At 54.5% G+C, this 15818-nt stretch carries 12 protein-coding genes; 7 read left to right on the forward strand and 5 right to left on the reverse strand.

Going from position 1 to position 15818, the window contains the following annotated elements:
• Nucleotides 1-140: 140 nt before the first annotated feature.
• Nucleotides 141-776 (reverse strand): TetR/AcrR family transcriptional regulator, encoded by a 636-nt coding sequence (locus M987_RS14255; RefSeq protein ID WP_014069805.1) that lies wholly within the window; start codon nt 774-776, stop codon nt 141-143.
• A gap of 244 nt (nt 777-1020) precedes the next feature.
• Here M987_RS14255 and bhsA point away from each other — a divergent pair, with 244 nt between their 5' ends.
• Nucleotides 1021-1278 (forward strand): multiple stress resistance protein BhsA, encoded by a 258-nt coding sequence (gene bhsA, locus M987_RS14260; protein ID WP_014069806.1) that lies wholly within the window; start codon nt 1021-1023, stop codon nt 1276-1278.
• Nucleotides 1279-1353: 75 nt separating this feature from the next.
• On the opposite strand, the gene ldtC is transcribed toward bhsA, so the two are convergent.
• The 3 genes from ldtC to M987_RS14275 all read right to left on the reverse strand — a co-directional run bounded on the left by ldtC (nt 1354) and on the right by M987_RS14275 (nt 7136).
• Complete coding sequence (gene ldtC / locus M987_RS14265) at nt 1354-2319, reverse strand: L,D-transpeptidase LdtC (RefSeq protein ID WP_014069807.1); 966 nt, start codon at nt 2317-2319, stop codon at nt 1354-1356.
• Between the two features lie 151 nt (nt 2320-2470).
• Entirely contained in the window at nt 2471-5917 is a 3447-nt protein-coding gene (gene mfd, locus M987_RS14270) for a transcription-repair coupling factor (RefSeq protein ID WP_014069808.1), read from the reverse strand.
• A gap of 145 nt (nt 5918-6062) precedes the next feature.
• A complete protein-coding gene (locus M987_RS14275) occupies nt 6063-7136 on the reverse strand; it encodes an acyltransferase family protein (protein ID WP_014069809.1) in 1074 nt (357 codons plus the stop codon).
• 257 nt (nt 7137-7393) lie between these two features.
• Between M987_RS14275 and lolC the strand changes: the two genes are divergently transcribed.
• From lolC to cobB, 5 genes are read left to right on the forward strand one after another with little or no spacing between them, the layout of a single operon-like run.
• Nucleotides 7394-8593: a lipoprotein-releasing ABC transporter permease subunit LolC gene (gene lolC, locus M987_RS14280; protein ID WP_014069810.1), complete on the forward strand. Its 1200-nt coding sequence runs from the start codon at nt 7394-7396 to the stop codon at nt 8591-8593.
• Nucleotides 8586-9287 carry a lipoprotein-releasing ABC transporter ATP-binding protein LolD gene (lolD, locus tag M987_RS14285; protein ID WP_010429765.1) on the forward strand — a complete coding sequence of 234 codons (702 nt, stop codon included), beginning with the start codon at nt 8586-8588 and terminating at the stop codon, nt 9285-9287. Before lolC ends, lolD begins: the two co-directional genes overlap by 8 nt.
• Complete coding sequence (gene lolE, locus M987_RS14290; RefSeq protein WP_014069811.1) at nt 9287-10531, forward strand: lipoprotein-releasing ABC transporter permease subunit LolE; 1245 nt, start codon at nt 9287-9289, stop codon at nt 10529-10531. Before lolD ends, lolE begins: the two co-directional genes overlap by 1 nt.
• Nucleotides 10532-10585: 54 nt before the next feature.
• Nucleotides 10586-11497, forward strand: coding sequence for an N-acetylglucosamine kinase (nagK, locus tag M987_RS14295; protein ID WP_014069812.1), 912 nt, complete (start codon nt 10586-10588; stop codon nt 11495-11497).
• Between the two features lie 14 nt (nt 11498-11511).
• Nucleotides 11512-12333, forward strand: coding sequence for a Sir2 family NAD+-dependent deacetylase (gene cobB, locus M987_RS14300; RefSeq protein ID WP_014069813.1), 822 nt, complete (start codon nt 11512-11514; stop codon nt 12331-12333).
• Between the two features lie 58 nt (nt 12334-12391).
• Here the strand turns inward: cobB and M987_RS14305 are convergent, their stop codons facing one another.
• Entirely contained in the window at nt 12392-14323 is a 1932-nt protein-coding gene (locus M987_RS14305) for a methyl-accepting chemotaxis protein (RefSeq protein WP_014069814.1), read from the reverse strand.
• Nucleotides 14324-14561: 238 nt separating this feature from the next.
• On the opposite strand from M987_RS14305, the gene M987_RS14310 reads away from it, so the two are divergent.
• A complete protein-coding gene (locus M987_RS14310; RefSeq protein WP_014069815.1) occupies nt 14562-15791 on the forward strand; it encodes an EAL and HDOD domain-containing protein in 1230 nt (409 codons plus the stop codon).
• The last annotated feature ends 27 nt before the right edge of the window (nt 15792-15818 follow it).

Here is a 15818-nt window from a genome sequence, read left to right on the forward strand (position 1 = left end):
TTGTGTAACAAATGTAAAAAATGCAAATGCGAATACTGCCGATAAAGAATCTCATTATCAACCCATCAAATAAGAGGATAAGCGCAGTGGGGAACAAAAAAGGGGGAAGAGAGGGCGGCTAGCGAAGCCGCCCCGGGGTATCAGACTTTAAGCAGTTCTGGCCACAAACGTAGCGTGGTGTGGGTGATGCTTTGCAGTTTTTCCAGGCTTGCACCTTCACGGGCGCTGATCGACATCCCCTGCAAAATACAGCTCAGGTATTGCGACAGCTCCTGCGGATGGCAATGGGCAGGAAGTTCACCGCGGCGCTGGCGCTCGGTCAGAAACGCACACAGCGTCTCCTCCTGCATCGCGTGGCGCGATTTCACCGTGTTGGCAATCTCTTTAGAAGAGGCCGCAAGGGTGGCGGAGGTGTTGATCATAAAGCAGCCTGCCGGCGTATCTTTGCTGGTAAAGCAGGTGGCGACGGCGGTGAAATAGTCCCGCAGTGCTTGCTCAACTGTTTTTTCTTCACAGAAAAGCTGCGCTTCGTGTTTCGCCGCAAAGCGCGAAATGTATCTGTCCAGAACCGCCCTGAACAGCCCCTCTTTATTGGTAAATTCCGCATACAGCGTAGGTGCTTTGGCGCCTGTGGCTTCCACAAGATCGGAGAGCGAGGTGGCTTCATACCCGTGCTGCCAGAAGAGTGTCATGGCCTTATCGAGCGCCGCTTCCCTGTCGAACACTTTTGGTCGGCCACGGCTTTTCTTTGCGCAACTCGTTACATCAGTTGTCATTTGCCGCGGATCCTCTGTTGGTTTGTTGAATGACCATTATAAAAATATTCGCCGCCCGCGACCAGCGCTGATTCAGCAAAAATAAATTATTCATATGGGTATGAAAAATAACGAAATTAAAATTAATATAACGATCGTTATAAAAAGATGTTGACGCGTGACGTGGATCACATTTATGATTTACCTATCGATCGTTAAGTAAATAACTAACGACCCCAAATTCATCTGCCTAAAGGTAAAAATCATGAAAAACGTAAAAACCCTGATCGCTGCCGCTGTACTGAGTTCTCTGTCATTCGCAAGCTTCGCCGCTGTTGAAGTGCAATCTACCCCTGCTGACCAGCATAAAGTTGGTACTATCTCTGCAACAGCAGGTACTAACCTGGGCTCTCTGGAAGACCAGCTGGCACAGAAAGCAGAAGCGATGGGTGCTAAATCCTTCCGTATTACCTCTGTGACGGGTCCTAATACCCTTCACGGTACTGCGGTGATTTACAAATAAGATTTGCAGAACCCTCATACTTGCCACTGCAAAAAAACGCCCTGCATATGCAGGGCGTTTTGTTTTATTGCACTTTTACAGCTTCTGCTGGGGAATATCCTGATGACGTGTAACGTCAACCGGCATCCCCGCGCGCGCCTCCATTGCGCGGCCTATTACCGCATCGTCAGTATCCTGGCTGGTTTTGAAGCGATACATCTCTGCATTGAGAGGGATCGGCAGCGTTTGCGGATCATCCCCGATGTTTTTCGATAATGGCTGATGGATCTCCACCATGCGTTTACCGCCAGGCTCTTCAGACACCTTGATCGGCGTGTTGATGATGTTCACTTTTGTTCCTGGCGCTATCACGCTGTACAGGGTCTTGATGTCGTCATCACGCAAGCGAATACAGCCGGAACTGACGCGCATTCCAATACCAAAATCAGCATTGGTTCCGTGCAGAAGATAGACGCCACCGTAAGCGGCAAGGCGGATCGCATGGTGGCCCATCGGGTTATCCGGGCCAGCCGGAACCACCGCTGGCAAATCTATCCCCTGAGCCTTATAGCGTGCGCGAATATTGGCGGTCGGCGTCCAGGTAGGATTGGCGCGTTTATCCGACACGGTGGTCACCATGGTCGGCGTGAGCGTATCGCCGCCCAACTGGCCAATGCCAATAGGGTAGACGGTCACTTCATTTTTACCCGGCGGGTAGTAATAGAGTCGTAATTCGGCGAGGTTAATCACAATCCCTTCGCGCGGCGCATCAGGCAACAGGGTTTGCAAAGGAATGGTTAACACGCTACCGGCGCGAGGCACATACGGGTCAACGCCCGGGTTAGCCTGTAACAGCGCCAGGAAGCCCACGTTATATTTTTTTGCAATTGCCTCAAGTGAACCACCATTGTTTTCAACTACATGAAAGCGGTTTTCACCCACCACACGGCTGCCGGCAGGGGGTAGAGGCCAGGTGTTAGCCCGTGCTGGAAGCGCTATTGCCACGGTCGCAGCCAGCGCAAACAAGGTTATCCAGCGAGTCATACGCGAAGAGGTCATCATCACCATAATCCATATAAATGATAAGGTTATTGTTATTTAAAGAGTTAACGATAATTATGGCGAATGGATGTGTCGGGAAATCCAGGAGGTTTGCAAAGAGTTTGTAAATTGTCTCCCCGGCAGTGTGTATCCCACCGGGGAGAGAGGCAGGTCAGGCGATCGCGTTTTCTTCCAGCTGGCGCATAAAGTTACGCACCCAGTCCATGCGGGTTTTACGTTCAGCAAGCTCCTGGGTGAACTTCAGGCGCGTTGGCCCGTCCAGGCGGAAATGCTGTGGCTGTTTTTGCAGTAAACCAATCAGCCACATCGGATTGACGTGATTCTTCTCGGCAAACTCAATCACGCCACCTTTTTCATTACCTTCCAGCTTACGAATGCCCAGTTTCTGTGCCTGCTGGCGCAGCCGGGCAATATCCAGCAAGTTTCGCGCGGCATCCGGCAGCAGGCCAAAGCGGTCAATAAGCTCCACTTTGATCTCTTCCAGCTCGTTTTCGCTTTTCGCACTGGCTATGCGTTTGTAGAACGACAGGCGGGTGTTCACATCCGGGATAAAATCGTCCGGCAGCAGGGACGGCATCCGCAGCTCGACTTCCGTTTGCTGGCTGGTCAAATCTTCCAGTGACGGCTCACGCCCGGCTTTGAGCGCATCAACGGCGTTTTCCAGCAGTTCCATGTACAGCGAGAAGCCAATGGTTTCCATGGAACCACTCTGGTCTTCACCCAGCAGTTCACCGGCACCGCGGATCTCCAGGTCGTGGGTGGCCAGGGCAAACCCTGCACCCAGATCTTCCAGTGAGGCGATGGCTTCCAGACGCTTTTGCGCGTCAGTGGTCATCGCTTTTGGATGCGGCGTCAGCAGCCAGGCGTAGGCCTGGTGGTGTGAGCGCCCAACCCGGCCACGCAGCTGGTGCAGCTGCGCCAGACCAAAGTGATCCGCGCGTTCAATGATGATGGTGTTGGCCGTTGGGATGTCGATACCGGTTTCAATAATGGTGGTACAAACCAGCACGTTAAAACGCTGGTGGTGGAAATCGTTCATCACCCGTTCCAGCTCGCGTTCACGCATCTGCCCGTGCCCGATGGCGATACGCGCCTCGGGAACCAGCTCCGCCAGTTTATCTGCCGCTTTCTGGATGTTTTCAACATCGTTAAAGAGATAGTAAACCTGCCCGCCGCGCAGCACTTCACGCAGAATGGCTTCGCGTACCACCAGGCTATCGTACTCGCGTACGAAGGTTTTCACCGCCAGGCGACGCGCCGGTGGTGTGGCGATAATCGACAGATCGCGCATTCCACTCATCGCCATGTTCAGGGTTCGCGGAATTGGCGTGGCGGTTAAGGTCAGGATATCGACATCGGAACGCATCGCTTTGATACGCTCTTTATGACGCACGCCGAAGCGGTGCTCTTCATCGACAATCAGCAGCCCTAAATCTTTCCACTTCACGTCGCTTTGCAGCAGTTTGTGGGTGCCGATAAGAATATCGATCTTACCTTCGCTTGCCTGCTCCAGAATTTGTGTCTGCTCTTTGGCGCTGCGGAAACGGGACAGCATTTCGACACGCACCGGCCAGTTGGCGAAGCGATCGCGGAAGTTGTCATAATGCTGCTGGGCGAGAAGGGTGGTTGGCACCAGTACGGCAACCTGCTTGTTGTTCTCCACGGCTAAAAACGCCGCGCGCATCGCCACTTCGGTTTTACCAAAGCCCACGTCACCGCACACCAGCCGGTCCATCGCCAGCGGTTGACACATATCGCTCAACACCGCATTGATGGCCTGGGCCTGATCCGGCGTGGTTTCAAACGGGAAGCTGTCGCAGAACAGTTGATATTGCTCTTTATCATGCTTAAAGGCGTAACCTTCTTTGGCCGCGCGCTGGGCGTAAATGTCCAGCAGCTCGGCGGCCACATCACGCACTTTTTCGGCGGCTTTCTGGCGCGCGCGGGCCCAGGCATCACCGCCCAGTTTATGCAGCGGCGCGTTTTCTTCGGCACCCCCGGCATAACGGCTAATCAGATGCAGCGACGAAACCGGCACGTAAAGTTTGGCGTCGTTGGCGTAGGTCAGCATCAGGTATTCACCCTTAATACCGCCCGCTTCAAGGGTAGTCATCCCCTGATAACGACCAACACCGTGCTCAAGGTGAACAATGGGCTGCCCCGGGTGCAACTCCGCCAGGTTGCGGATAAGCGTGTCCGGGTTAATGGTGCGGCGGCTATCCTGGCGACGACGAGCCACACGTTCGCCCAGCAGGTCGCTTTCGCAAATCAGGGCCAGATTATTGAGCGTATCAATAAAACCGTGCTCGGCGGCGCCGATCATCAGGTAACGCCCGTTGGCGGTGGCTTCATCAAGGCGGAAAATACGCTTAGGGGCGACTTTAATGCGACCGAGCAGCTCGCCTAATGCTTCGCGACGGCCTTCACTTTCTACCGAGAAAATCACCGGCCCGGTAAAGGACTCAAGGAACTTGCGCAGGCTATCCAGTGGCGATTTTTGCTGCGCCTGGACGGCCAAATCAGGCAGCTTCTGGAAAGCGAGGTTAGTGTTCGCGGCTTTATCGGCAAGGGTGTCCGTTTTGAGCTGCACACGCGGCCAGCGCTTAAGTTCTGTATTTAACTCATCGCTACGCAGCCACAGCTGTTCGGGTGGCAGCAACGGGCGCATCGGGTCAACCCCACGGCTCTCATAGCGGGCGCGGGTTTCACCTTCAAAACGGCTGGCGCTGGCGTCGATATCCCCGGTGTTTACAATCAACGTATTGGCCGGGAAATAGCTGAACAGCGCAGGCAATGGCTCGTTAAAAAACAGGGGCTGCCAGTATTCGATCCCGGTAGGCAGGGTGCCTTTGCTGACCTGCTGATAGATATGTTCCGCATCGCGTTTCACGTCGAACTTGTCGCGCCACTGGCTGCGGAACAGCTCGATGGCGGTTTTGTCGGTCGGGAATTCGTGAGCAGGCAGCAGGTTGATGGATTCAACTTCTTCCAGCGTACGCTGCGTGTCGGCATCAAAGACACGCAGGCTGTCGATTTCGTCGTCGAAAAAGTCCAGACGGTAAGGCTGGTCGCTGCCCATCGGGTAGAGATCCAACAGGGCGCCGCGAGTGGCGTATTCGCCGTGCTCCATCACCTGATCAACGTGGCGGTATCCGGCGCTGTCAAGCTGTGCACGCAGGGTATCTCGCGACAGACGCTGGCCTTTTTTCATCACCAGCGCATGACCATGTAAATAGCTGTGCGGGCAGACGCGCTGCATCAGGGTGTTTACCGGCACAATCAGCACGCCGCGCTGCATGGACGGCAACTGATAGAGCGTGGACAGGCGTGAGGAGATGATCTCCTGGTGCGGGGAGAAGCTGTCATACGGCAGCGTTTCCCAGTCAGCCAGGCTGAAGACCAGGTTATCGGTGAACTGGCGGATTTCGTCATGCAGGCGTAGTGCATTTTGCATATCCGGGGCAACAAGAACCACCGGGCCGGGATGCCGCTCTGCGATTTCTGCCACCAGTGTGGCGCACGCCGCGCCCGTGAGTTCACCCAGCTGGCGTTGGTCGCCCGCTTTGCCGGGCAAGGAATAACGGTAGTGTTCAGGCATGGCTATGTCAGAGTCTCTTATGGGTATACCCAGTATTGGGGCATATCACTGATACGCAATGTCTTTATTATCCTCGATCGTTTTGCATAAGCAAACCGGAACCGCACAGGCGGTAAACTCGCCCTGAATCAGGGCGAGATGGACATTAGGGAGCGGCGGGCGCCGGAGAAAGACGCGCAGGAGGGGAAAAGAACAGATCGCCAAACAACGCGGTAGACAGCTTGCGTGCGCCAAGACCGAAAAGTGTACAGATTAACAGGCTGGCAAACGGATAGACGAGGATCAGCGCCAGCTCTGCCCAGACAGGCCAGGATGCGCCATTCATTTCGCCAATCAGGAACAGGCTAAATGCCTCGATTAAAATGCGATGCGTGGTGTAAATGGCAATGGTGTTTGAGCCAATGACATTGAGCAGATTATTGGGATGCACGGCGTAGCGTTGTTCGACGCTGTAGAAGAGCTTCATGATAAGCAGGACAGACAGCAGGGAGAGCAGTAGCGGGGCATTGACAAACCACAGCACGACGGATATCGCAGCAAACGCAGCAACAGGCAGCCAGACGCGGCGCAGTGACAGCCCTTTCATCCATGCCATGAGCTCTGCACCGTACCACGCACCCATGCTGTAATAGATCATATTGCGCACCACACTGTTCATCCCCCACCACGGCAGCGGCAGGAAGTTTATTGCGATGCTCGCCAGCGCCAGAAGCCCCAGCACCGGCAGTTTCCAGCGGCTAAACAGCTTACACAGCGTGAAGTAGACCACCAGCGCGTACAGGTACCACAGGCTGGTGCTGGCGGTGAGCATCGCCAGAATAAACTCCGGGACGGAATCTGCGTAGGCGGCATTTGATGAGGTGGCTAATTCGCGCTCCGGGGCCAGCCAGGCATTCAGGTGGCTCAGCGCCTGCCATTGCAGGACACCCCACAGGGCCAGCACCCAGACAATGCTCCAGATGCGTTTATCGAGGCTGGTTCGCCAGCCCACTTCATCGATATACCGGCGGATCAAATAGCCTGAAATAAAGAAAAACACCGGCATCCGAAACGGCGCGAGGTAAAGGTTAAAGTAGACCCAGCATTTGGCGAGAAGCCCGGAAAGAGGATGTTGTAGCCCGCTGAGATGCGGATAAAAGGTGATAACCGAGTGATAAATCACCACCAGGCAGATGCACAGCCCTTTTATCTGATTAATCCATAATGCTTTTTGTTTCATCGGGAAACGGTACCTGTATTGCCATAAACGAACCGTTTATCCTGGGTGAAGGGGCAGGGGATGTAATCAGTAACAGTCTGTATCAGTACGTTTTTCGGAAAAGGTGGAGGGCGCAGGATCTACGTTCAGAGAGTAGCACTATGATTTATCTGATTTTTTCGGAAAAATGATTACCAAAGCTTACGGTTTCAGTCATTTACGCTTAACGGATTCGCTTATATACTCGTGGGTCTGCTATCAGCAAACAGACGGATTTCATGTACCAACCTGTCGCACTCTTCATAGGCTTACGTTACATGCGTGGGCGCGCCGCGGACCGATTCGGTCGCTTTGTCTCCTGGCTTTCCACTATTGGTATCACGCTTGGCGTGATGGCACTGGTGACGGTTCTCTCCGTGATGAACGGCTTCGAGCGCGAGCTGCAAAACAACATCCTGGGGCTGATGCCACAGGCCGTACTCTCTTCTTCAAACGGTTCCGTTAACCCGCAACAGCTGCCGGAAAGTGCCGCGAAATTGCAGGGTGTCACGCGCGTTGCGCCGCTTACCACCGGTGACGTGGTGCTGCAAAGCGCCCGCAGCGTGGCGGTTGGCGTGATGCTAGGGATCGACCCGGCCCAGAACGATCCGCTCACGCCGTACCTGGTTAACGTGAAGCAAACCGATCTTGTGGCGGGGCAATACAACGTGATTCTCGGCGAACAACTTGCCGGGCAGCTTGGCGTTAACCGTGGCGACCAGCTGCGTGTGATGGTGCCGTCTGCCAGTCAGTTTACGCCGATGGGGCGTCTGCCAAGCCAGCGTCTGTTCAACATTATTGGTACCTTTGCTGCCAACAGCGAAGTCGACGGCTATCAGATGCTGGTCAACATTCAGGATGCATCGCGGCTGATGCGCTATCCGGCGGGCAACATCACCGGCTGGCGTCTGTGGCTTGATGCGCCGTTGAAAGTGGATGTTCTCAGCCAGCAAAAACTGCCGGAAGGGACAAAATGGCAGGACTGGCGTGACCGCAAAGGCGAGCTGTTCCAGGCCGTGCGCATGGAAAAAAACATGATGGGGCTGCTGCTGAGCCTGATCGTGGCGGTGGCCGCGTTTAATATCATCACCTCACTTGGGCTGATGGTGATGGAAAAACAGGGCGAAGTCGCCATTCTGCAAACCCAGGGGCTAACGCCGCGTCAGATCATGGCCGTGTTTATGGTGCAGGGTGCCAGCGCCGGGATTATTGGCGCGCTGTTGGGCGCCGTGCTGGGCGCATTGCTGGCCAGCCAGCTCAATAATTTAATGCCAATTATCGGTGCACTTCTTGATGGCGCGGCGCTGCCCGTCGCGATTGAGCCGTTGCAGGTGATTGGCATTGCACTGGCTGCGATGGCCATTGCGTTGCTTTCCACGCTTTATCCTTCATGGCGCGCTGCCGCCACTCAACCCGCTGAGGCTTTACGTTATGAATAAGATCCTGTTGCAATGCGACAACCTGTCCAAACGCTATCAGGAAGGCACTGTACAGACTGATGTCCTGCACAATGTGAGCTTTAGCGTGGGTGAAGGCGAAATGATGGCGATTGTCGGCAGCTCCGGCTCCGGTAAAAGTACCTTGCTGCACCTGCTGGGCGGGCTGGATACGCCAACCGAAGGCGACGTGATTTTCTCCGGCCAGCCGATGAGCAAAATGTCGTCTGCGGCGAAAGCCGAATTGCGTAACCGCGAGCTGGGCTTTATCTACCAGTTCCACCACCTGCTGCCGGATTTCACGGCGCTGGAAAACGTGGCGATGCCGCTGCTGATTGGCAAAAAGAAACCGGCAGAAATTAACGCCCGTGCCAGCGATATGCTGAAAGCGGTAGGGCTTGGGCATCGTGGTAATCACCGTCCGTCTGAGCTGTCTGGCGGCGAACGTCAGCGTGTGGCGATTGCCCGTGCGCTGGTGAACAACCCGCGTCTGGTGCTGGCAGATGAACCGACCGGTAACCTGGACGCGCGTAATGCGGACAGCATTTTTCAGCTTCTGGGTGAGCTTAACGCATCGCAGGGAACGGCATTCCTGGTGGTGACCCACGATCTGCAACTGGCTAAACGCATGGGCCGTCAGCTTGAGATGCGCGATGGTCATCTGAACGCCGAGCTGACTCTGATGGGAGCGGAGTAATGGCTTCACCGTTATCGTTACTCATCGGTTTACGCTTTAGCCGTGGCCGCCGTCGCGGCGGTATGGTGTCCCTTATCTCGGTGATTTCCACCGTGGGGATTGCGCTGGGTGTTGCCGTGCTGATTGTGGGGCTGAGCGCCATGAACGGCTTTGAGCGTGAGCTTAACAACCGCATTCTGGCCGTGGTGCCTCACGGCGAAATCGAGCCGGTTAACCAGCCCTGGACAAACTGGAGCGATGCGCTCGCGAAAGTGGAAAAAGTGCCGGGCATTGCCGCCGCTGCGCCGTACATCAATTTCACCGGGCTGGTGGAAAGCGGGGTAAACCTGCGTGCCATCCAGGTTAAAGGGGTAAACCCGCAGCAGGAAGAGCGTTTAAGCGCATTGCCGAAATATGTGCAGAACGGCGCGTGGGCAAACTTTAAGCCCGGCGAGCAGCAAATCATTATGGGTAAAGGCGTGGCTGACGCGCTGAAAGTGAAGCAGGGTGACTGGGTTTCTATCATGATCCCCAACGCCAGCGCGGACCATAAATTACAGCAGCCAAAACGCGTGCGCCTGCACGTAACGGGTATTCTCCAGCTGAGCGGTCAGCTCGATCACAGCTTTGCGATGGTGCCGATGGAAGATGCACGTCAGTATCTGGACATGGGCGACAGCGTGACGGGGATTGCCATTAAGGTTAATGACGTCTTTAACGCCAATAAGCTGGTTCGTGATGCGGGTGGGGTGACCAATAACTACGTCTACATCAAGAGCTGGATTGGCACGTACGGCTATATGTACCGTGATATTCAGATGATCCGCGCCATTATGTACCTGGCCATGGTGCTGGTGATTGGTGTGGCCTGCTTTAACATCGTCTCGACACTGGTCATGGCCGTTAAAGACAAGAGCGGCGACATTGCCGTGTTGCGCACCCTGGGGGCGAAAGACGGTCTTATTCGCGCCATTTTCGTCTGGTATGGTTTACTGGCCGGGTTGTTTGGCAGTCTCTGCGGTGTGGTGATTGGCGTGGTGGTTTCTCTTCAGTTGACGCCGATTATCAATCTGATCGAAAAACTTATCGGCCATCAGTTCCTGTCGGGTGATATCTATTTTATTGACTTCCTGCCGTCTGAATTGCACTGGCTGGACGTTATTTATGTGCTGGTTACAGCACTTTTACTGAGTCTGCTGGCAAGCTGGTATCCGGCGCGTCGCGCAAGCCGAATTGATCCGGCGAGGGTATTAAGTGGCCAGTAATTTCGTCATGATTTAGCGGCTTTCGGGCCGCCAAATCAGAAAGAGGAATGCGTTATGTATTATGGATTTGATATTGGTGGCACCAAAATTGCGCTGGGCGTATTTGATGAAAATCTCAAACTACAATGGGAAACCCGCGTTCCCACCCCACGCGAAAGCTACGATGAATTCTTAACCGCCATTGCCACGCTGGTGGCGCAAGCCGATGCGCGCTTTGGCGTGAAAGGCTCTGTGGGGATTGGTATTCCGGGGATGCCCGAAACCGACGACGGCACGCTGTATGCCGCCAACGTGCCTGCTGCCAGCGGCAAACCGCTGCGCGCCGACCTTTCCGCTCTCCTTGAGCGCGACGTGCGTTTAGACAACGATGCCAACTGTTTTGCCCTTTCCGAAGCCTGGGATGACGAGTTCCGGGAATATCCGCTGGTGATGGGGCTGATCCTCGGCACGGGTGTTGGCGGGGGAATTGTTGTCAACGGTAAGCCCATTACGGGGCGCAGTTATATCACCGGTGAGTTTGGTCATATTCGCCTGCCAGTCGATGCCCTCGAGGTCGTTGGGCGTGATTTTCCGCTGACGCGATGCGGGTGTGGCCAGCATGGGTGCATCGAGAACTATCTCTCCGGGGGCGGGTTTGCATGGCTATACGAACACTTCTATCATCAGAAAATTGATGCCCCGCAAATCATTACGCTGTGGGAGCAGGGCAATGAACAGGCGCGTGAACACGTTGAACGCTACCTGGATTTGCTGGCGGTGTGTCTGGGGAATATCCTGACCATCGTCGACCCCGATCTGCTGGTGATTGGCGGCGGGTTATCAAACTTTACCGCGATAACGGAACAATTGTCCGGGCGTTTGCCCCGACATTTATTACCCGTTGCCCGCGTGCCGCGTATTGAGCGTGCGCGCCACGGGGACGCAGGAGGAATGCGCGGAGCCGCCTTCCTTCATCTCACCGATTAGTCTACGAGGTTACTATGCTGTCGCGTCGCCAGGGTCGACTCAGCCGTTTTCGTAAAAATAAACGCCGTTTGCGTGAGCGCTTGCGCCAGCGGATCTTTTTCAGAGACAGGATGATGCCAGAAGCGATGGATAAACCCAGAGTGGTGGTACTGACCGGTGCGGGGATCTCTGCCGAGTCCGGTATTCGCACGTTTCGTGCGGCTGACGGGCTGTGGGAAGAGCACCGTGTAGAGGATGTGGCTACCCCGGAAGGCTTTGCCAGAGATCCCGATTTAGTGCAGGGGTTCTATAACGCGCGCCGTCGGCAGCTTCAGCAACCCGAGGTAGCACCGAACGCGGCTCATCTGGCGCTGGCCCGGCTGGAAGAGGCGCTGGGCGACCGTTTTCTGCTGGTCACCCAGAACATCGACAACTTGCACGAGCGCGCCGGTAACCGCAATATCATCCATATGCACGGCGAACTGCTGAAGGTGCGCTGTGCCTGGAGCGGTCAGGTGCTCGACTGGACGGACGATGTGCAACCAGATGACCGTTGCCATTGCTGCCAGTTCCCGTCGCGCCTGCGCCCGCATGTGGTCTGGTTCGGTGAAATGCCGCTGGGAATGGATGAGATTTATAACGCGCTGGCGATGGCGGATGTGTTTATCGCTATCGGCACCTCAGGCCATGTCTATCCGGCGGCAGGGTTTGTTCATGAAGCCCGGTTGCAGGGGGCGCACACCGTTGAACTCAATCTGGAGCCGAGTCAGGTCGGCAGCGAATTTGAAGAGAAGCATTACGGGCTGGCAAGCCAGGTTGTACCGGAGTTTGTCGATAAGCTGCTGAAAGGGCTGTAGCTGCGCAGGTTGTCATGGCGAGGCCGGGTAAGCAAACGCTAGCCGGCCTTGTTTTTGGTTATGAATTAAAGAAGGCCAGTGTCTTCTCCAGTGATTTGGCTTGTTCGTCCAGCGACATGGCCGCTGCGGAGATCTGCTGAACCAGCGACGCATTCTGCTGGGTCGTGCTGTCCATCTGATTAACCGCCGTACTGACCTGGCTAATGCCCCGGTTCTGCTCGTCCAGCGCCTGGACAATCTCGTTAATCACCAGATGAACATGTGAAACGGCCTCAATGATCTGTTTCATCATCCCACCGGTTTCATTAACCAGCTCAACCCCTTTACTGACGCGACCCGAAGACTCGGCAATCAGCTGCGAGATCTCTTTGGCGGCACTGGCGCTGCGCTGGGCAAGGTTACGTACTTCACCCGCCACCACGGCAAAACCGCGGCCCTGTTCGCCTGCCCGGGCGGCTTCCACGGCGGCATTCAGCGCCAGAATATTGGTCTGGAAGGCGATGCCGTCCACGATGCTGTTGATCTCACCAATCTTACGTGCGCTTTCGTCGATTTCGCCGATAACCTCTACCACTTCATTCACCAGCATTTCACCGTGACCGGCAATGGTGGCTGCCTGGTCAGTGAGGAGCGTCGCCTTATGGGCGTTGTCGGCATTGTTTTTCACCGTGACGGAAATCTCCTCCATGCTGGCCGCGGTTTCCACAATGGCTGCCGCCTGTTCCTCGGTGCGGGATGCCAGGTCGAGATTACCGGCGGCAATCTCGCTGGTACCGCCATGAACGGAATGGCTGGCTTCGTTGATGTTATCGACGATGCGTTTAAGCTGCATCTGCATGGTATGCAGCGCGTAAAAAATGCTGCTGGTATCGCCCGCCCGCACGGGAATAGCGTTGTTCAAATCCCCTCTGGCGACCGCCAGGGCGATCCCTGCTGCCACAGAAGGCTCTCCGCCAACCGGACGATCCACTTTGCGGGTAAAGATCTGTGCCATCACCAGACTCACCACCACGATGCTTAATACCATCAGAATGATGGCTTTCAGCAAAAACTGGCGCGCCTCGGCCATCACTTCACTTACCGGCGTGACGATGGCCAGCTTCCACGGCGTCTGGCTGTTGCCGATGTTAATCGTCTGCCAGGTAATAAACGCCTCTTCTTTCAGCAGCGGGTCATCGGCGCGGGAAACCTCACTGCCGGTCACTTTGCCGGAATAAGGTTTACCCACTGCGCCCTTGTCAGGGCTGGAAACCACGTTATTACCCGCCGAAAGGAGCAGGGCGTAGCCCGTGCCGTTCCAGGGTTTAATGGCCCCAATCATTTTTTGCAGCGTGGCGAGAGAGAAATCGGACGTCACCGATCCGAGAAACTGCCCGTTGTGCATGACAGGTGCGGCAATCGAGGTGAGCATCACGTCCACGCCGTTATAGGGGTAGATATAGGGCTCGATGATCACATCTTTCTGGCGCTGCTTTGGTAGCAGATAGTAGTCGCCGCTGCCCGGTGTTTCGAAGTCGGTCAGCAGGTGTAAAGCCGGCTTACCTGTGGCATCACGGTCAACGTAACGGGCGTAGCGGCCTGCCGGGTCCTCACCGCTCTGACCGGCAAAGCTGGCATCTTTGTCGTCAAAAGCGTTGGGCTCAAAAGCCATCGACATGGACAGAAAATTGGGGTGAGCCGCAAGATAATGAACCAGCAACTGGTTCAGCCCCTGGCGGTCGGGGATCCCCGCATCACGCAGTGCCAGCGCGCTGTTGCCAATATCATGGGCGGCAGCCAGCGCCGAATCCATCTGTTTGCTGACCTGTAACGACTGAACCTGGGCAATCTGCTGGACGTGTTTTTTAGCCAGCTGTTCCTGCTGAGCCATCCATTGCCACATCATAAAACCAATCGTTGCCGTAAAACCCACCGTCACGGTGATGAAAATGGATAACAGCATCAACGTCTTGACTCTTATTCTTTGCTTCTGGACCATGGCGCTTTTCATTCTCTTCTCCCGTAAAGTTGTGCCTGGCAGGCAGACACAAAGTATTTATCGGATATATCGTCATTTTTCTGTATAGCGGAGAGTTTATTTAATTTAAATTTTACAAACCTTAAATCCTGTTAATTAGTGTGGTTACCATTAATTTGTGCCATAAGTCAAAATAGCGCTCGATAATGGTCGATATACTCGTGTAGAAAGAGGATGCTTATAACAATAAGGCCGATAAGGAGGGCGGTATATGTACGCATTTATCGCAAGACAACCCATTTTTAATACGGACATGAATACCATTGCGTATGAATTGTTGTTCAGGGATGGGATGAATAACCGTTTCCCGGATGTGTCGGCGGAATATGCCACGTCCCGGATGATTTCTGACCAATTTTTATGTGTTCCGTCCCAGCGGATCGCAGGGGCACTGACGTCGTTTATTAATTTCCCCTCACACATGGTCATCAACCGCAGCGGGGAAGCGCTGGATAAAGACAACGTGGTCATTGAGATCCTCGAAGACGCCGTGCCCGGAGAGGAGTTGCTTCAGGCCGTCAAAGAGATGAATGCTAATGGTTATCGCTTTGCGCTGGATGATTTTACCCTTGCGGCGGAATGGGATGCTTTTTTACCCTATATATCGATACTGAAGTTTGATGTAAGGAATAATACCTTAGCGCAAATTGAAAATTATTTGCAACCACGTAAAAAACTGACCGGACATATTAAGTATCTCGCTGAAAAAGTTGAGACTAAAGAGGAATTCGAAAAATATCGTGAGGCAGGATTTACCCTGTTTCAGGGATACTTTTTTTGCCGCCCGGAGATCATTAAATATAAACGCTTATCGCAAAACCAGCTGGCGATTTTCCGGCTTCAGGTGGAAGTGGGGCGCAATAAACCCGATTTCAGGATAATTGAGTCGTTGATTAAAACTGACCTCACGTTGTCCTATAAGATCATGCGGTATATGAAACATACTGCATTTAAATATGCGGGTGCCTGTAATTTCAGTAAGTTAACCCTGAACGAAGTGCTCATGTACCTTGGTGAAAACCAGCTCAGACGGTTTGTGGCGGTCGTGGTGCTGGCCAGCGCAGGCAATGACACCGTTAACGAGCTTTACCCTCTGAGCATGATGCGGGGGAAATTCTGCGAGCTGGTGGCAGAGAAAATGGACGAGCCGCTGCTGGCTGAAAACGCGTTTATCTGCGGCCTGTTCTCGTTACTCGATACCATCCTTGAGCTGCCGATGGCGGAGTTGATGAAACAGATTGCCGTGCCGCAGAGTGTGAGCAATGCGCTGTGTCATCAGGAAGGCGTTTTGGCCGAAATAGTGTCGCTGTGTCGTTTGTATGAGCAGCAGAAGTGGAACGATGCAGCAAAAAAATGCAATGCACTGGGGCTGTCAGAGGAGGAGGTCATCGAAGCCATGCGCATGGCCACGCTCTGGGCCGGGGAGAATGCCGTTAATTAATCCTTCCTCACTCCGTGTAGTCGGAGT

The organism is Enterobacter soli ATCC BAA-2102, from assembly GCF_001654845.1.
GTDB classification, from domain to species: Bacteria; Pseudomonadota; Gammaproteobacteria; order Enterobacterales; family Enterobacteriaceae; genus Enterobacter; species Enterobacter soli.

What these genes read in the sequence shown, in the direction of transcription:
- M987_RS14255 (WP_014069805.1), bottom strand. Translation starts at nt 776, where the DNA reads ATGACAACTGATGTAACGAGTTGCGCAAAGAAAAGCCGTGGCCGACCA.
- bhsA (WP_014069806.1), top strand. Translation starts at nt 1,021, where the DNA reads ATGAAAAACGTAAAAACCCTGATCGCTGCCGCTGTACTGAGTTCTCTG.
- ldtC (WP_014069807.1), bottom strand. Translation starts at nt 2,319, where the DNA reads ATGATGACCTCTTCGCGTATGACTCGCTGGATAACCTTGTTTGCGCTG.
- mfd (WP_014069808.1), bottom strand. Translation starts at nt 5,917, where the DNA reads ATGCCTGAACACTACCGTTATTCCTTGCCCGGCAAAGCGGGCGACCAA.
- M987_RS14275 (WP_014069809.1), bottom strand. Translation starts at nt 7,136, where the DNA reads ATGAAACAAAAAGCATTATGGATTAATCAGATAAAAGGGCTGTGCATC.
- lolC (WP_014069810.1), top strand. Translation starts at nt 7,394, where the DNA reads ATGTACCAACCTGTCGCACTCTTCATAGGCTTACGTTACATGCGTGGG.
- lolD (WP_010429765.1), top strand. Translation starts at nt 8,586, where the DNA reads ATGAATAAGATCCTGTTGCAATGCGACAACCTGTCCAAACGCTATCAG.
- lolE (WP_014069811.1), top strand. Translation starts at nt 9,287, where the DNA reads ATGGCTTCACCGTTATCGTTACTCATCGGTTTACGCTTTAGCCGTGGC.
- nagK (WP_014069812.1), top strand. Translation starts at nt 10,586, where the DNA reads ATGTATTATGGATTTGATATTGGTGGCACCAAAATTGCGCTGGGCGTA.
- cobB (WP_014069813.1), top strand. Translation starts at nt 11,512, where the DNA reads ATGCTGTCGCGTCGCCAGGGTCGACTCAGCCGTTTTCGTAAAAATAAA.
- M987_RS14305 (WP_014069814.1), bottom strand. Translation starts at nt 14,323, where the DNA reads ATGAAAAGCGCCATGGTCCAGAAGCAAAGAATAAGAGTCAAGACGTTG.
- M987_RS14310 (WP_014069815.1), top strand. Translation starts at nt 14,562, where the DNA reads ATGTACGCATTTATCGCAAGACAACCCATTTTTAATACGGACATGAAT.